The organism is Agriterribacter sp. (assembly GCF_035444585.1).
Classification (GTDB): Bacteria; Bacteroidota; Bacteroidia; order Chitinophagales; family Chitinophagaceae; genus Agriterribacter.
Map to the genome: position 1 here is coordinate 1 of NZ_DAOMOZ010000342.1, position 3,102 is coordinate 3,102.

3 protein-coding genes and 1 pseudogene are annotated in these 3,102 nt (G+C 44.2%); 2 read left to right on the forward strand and 2 right to left on the reverse strand.

From position 1 onward, the window contains the following. Positions 1–298 precede the first annotated feature (298 nt). Positions 299–715, reverse strand: a complete 417-nt coding sequence (locus PLH26_RS21205) for an OsmC family protein (RefSeq protein ID WP_324588015.1) — start codon at positions 713–715, stop codon at positions 299–301. 51 nt (positions 716–766) lie between these two features. Between PLH26_RS21205 and PLH26_RS21210 the strand changes: the two genes are divergently transcribed. Together PLH26_RS21210 and lipA are read left to right on the forward strand one after the other, a co-directional pair. Further along, positions 767–1,585, forward strand: a complete 819-nt coding sequence (locus PLH26_RS21210; RefSeq protein ID WP_324588016.1) for a hypothetical protein — start codon at positions 767–769, stop codon at positions 1,583–1,585. A 76-nt stretch (positions 1,586–1,661) separates the two neighbouring features. Next, positions 1,662–2,558, forward strand: coding sequence for a lipoyl synthase (gene lipA / locus PLH26_RS21215; protein ID WP_324588017.1), 897 nt, complete (start codon positions 1,662–1,664; stop codon positions 2,556–2,558). A 99-nt stretch (positions 2,559–2,657) separates the two neighbouring features. Here the strand turns inward: lipA and PLH26_RS21220 are convergent. After that, positions 2,658–3,102 (reverse strand): annotated as a pseudogene (locus PLH26_RS21220) (acyl-CoA desaturase); the annotation flags it as partial.

A 3,102-nucleotide genomic window follows, 5' to 3' on the forward strand; every position in this document is an offset into this window, starting at 1 on the left:
CAAGAACCCAACAAACAGAAATAGCCTGGATCTTCTTTGGTATGTTAACCAGCAACGCTGTAAAAATTGCCAAGCGACGATCAAAGATCACATCACTTTCCAAAGCAGCATAACAACAATCATCTTCTTCCAGCCCCATGAAAAGCAACTTAGCGGTAAGCTAATGGGAAAGCTATGCGCTCTACATCCAAACTCAATGACAATTTGATAAAAAATAGCTCCTTGCTCTCAACACAGGTGTAAGATCAACCTATATTTAACATACGGAAACAATCGTACATCTGCCTCTCTCGCATTTTCAGGGAAACCCTTTCCAGTTAAAGTGCACATTAACCTTTATATCGGGATGAATGCTGTAAAATACAGGACAGGTAAGCGCCGCTTTTTCCAGTATCATTTGCTCCTTTTCTGTAGCGTTAAAGCCCGCGGGGAAATGAAATGTTAAATTTAGACCTCCTATTCTCCTCGGGTTAGCGGTCATTATTTTTTCGACTTCCACTTTTACGCCTTTAAGATCAACTTCCATGCCTCTTGCTTTAATGCCCATGATGGTAAGCATACAGCTTGCCAGTGCAGTGGCCACAAGATCGGACGGTGAAAAGCGCTCACCTTTTCCCTGGTTGTCGGGGGGAGCATCTGTTTCAATAACGCTACCTGATTTTAAATGGGTACAAACCGTACGAAGGTTTTCTTCGTAAACTACTGTTGAAGTCATTGTATTATTTTTGTTTAAATTTACGTTCAAAGAAACAATAAAATATTCCAGGTGAAAAAAATCATTGCGGCAATTATATGTATTTGTATAACCCTTGGAGCTTTTAGTCAGCAAAGAACGGCTGAACAAAGAAAAGAGGATAAGCGGAGAGCAAAGAGAGAAAAGATGAATGAACTGATGCGCCTGGAGGAAGAAGGGGTGCCTTCTTTTCACAAGCAGAATGCCTTTGGCATAAAACTAAATACAGATGGCTGGGGCATATCCTATGAGCTGGGCCGTGCCAACTCTGTAACACGCGCCACGATATTCCAGTTAGAGTTTAACGAAAAAAAACACCGTAAAGAACAAAAAGCCAATCGCCAGACGGATGCCGGAGGCTTTATATTTTTTGGCAACCCCTTTGTATATGGGAAAAGAAATATTTTCTACCAGTTAAAGCTTGCTGCCGGTCAACAAATACTGATTGGTGGTAAAAACAACAAGAACGGTGTTTCGGTATATGGCATTGGCGCAGGCGGGCTGTCGTTAGGCTTTTTGCGGCCTTATTATGTGGAAGTGCAGGACCAGGCAAATGAAACGCGGTATGTTAAGTACGATTCGCCAGACAGTTCCCTGTTCCTGAGCACAGCCAACATCCTTGGCGGATCGGGGCTGAGCAAGGGCTGGAATGAAATGAAATTTGCTCCCGGACTGCATGCTAAAACAGCATTACGTTTCGATTACAACCGTTTTAATACTATTGTATCTGCAATAGAAGGCGGAATAAATGTGGAATATTATTTTAAAGACATTGAGCAAATGGCATATAACCCTTCCAGGAAATTCTTTGTTAACGCCTACGTGTCCTTCTTATTTGGCAAACGGAAGTAAGTCGGTTATTTTTGCATTTCGGAAAACGTTTACAATTTAAATTATGAGTGGAGCTTGTGTTACCAACAGCGAACCAATGCAACGTACCAAAAAGCCGGATTGGTTAAGAGTGAAGTTGCCCATTGGCGAAAACTATAAAAATGTTAGGAATTTAGTAGATACCCATAAACTGCATACCATTTGTGAAAGTGGCAATTGCCCCAATATGGGCGAATGCTGGGGAGCCGGCACTGCTACTTTTATGATACTGGGTAATATTTGCACAAGGAGCTGTGGCTTTTGTGCCGTGGCAACCGGTCGCCCTGAAGCAGTGGATTGGGATGAACCTCAGCGCGTAGCCGAAGCGATATACCTGATGAAAGTAAAGCATGCCGTAATTACTTCGGTAGACAGGGATGAGCTGAAAGATGGCGGAAGCATCATCTGGTACAATACCATCAAGGCCGTAAAAGCGTTAAATCTCGATACAACGCTGGAAACCCTCATCCCCGATTTTAAGGGGCAGAAAGAAAATATCCAACGTATTATTGAAGCTGCGCCGGAAGTGGTTTCGCACAATGTTGAAACGGTTGAACGAATGACAAAGCAGGTGCGCATACAGGCCAAATACTGGAGAAGCATGGAAGTGCTCAAGCACCTCAAAGAAAATGGTATGCGAACCAAATCGGGCATAATGCTGGGTTTGGGTGAAACGAAAGACGAAGTGCTGCAAACGATGCGGGATCTTCGCTCAAACGGTGTTGATGTAATTACCCTCGGGCAATACCTGCAACCCAGCAGCAGGCACCTGCCGGTTCTGCGTTTTGTGCATCCCGACGAGTTTGCCGAATACACGGAAGCCGGGTATGATATGGGTTTCGACTATGTTGAAAGCGGCCCGCTGGTACGCTCTTCGTATCACAGTGAAAGGCATGTATTTGAGGGAACCGGCAAAAAAGAATGGCTGAAGAAAAAAGAATTGATGGCAGGATAACGGATCCCGTTTTAGAGCGATCGGCTTTTGGCTGTCAGCATTCAGCCCTCAGCATAAGGCGGCAGTTCCCTGCAACTTGTATCTTGCAACCTGTACCATTCACTTTTCACCTCTCACTTCTCTCATGTCTCCATTCCCTGACACAGAAACCATAGCCGGCTTTAGCCTGATCAGCTTCATTTTGTTCAACCCACGCATAATAAAATAGGTCAGATCAAATTCGAACCACTTTTTAGCAAAGTTGGCGCTGTCTTTTGCATAGTGATGATTGTTCTGGAACAATTCACCCATCAGTAATATTCCCCATGGAGAAGTATTTTTTGAGTGATCGCCATTATCGAAATTGCTGTAGCCGTACTTATGTCCGCACCAGTTAACAATAGCGCCCTGGATAGGTCCCATAAGAAAATGTATGGGCAGCAATAAAAACCACCACCAGCTGGGGGCGAAGAAAAAATATACGGCAAAATAGGCAACACCGAAAGCGGTCCTGGTGATCATGCTGGTGCCGAACCTGTCGAGCTTTTCCCATACGGGAAGGTAT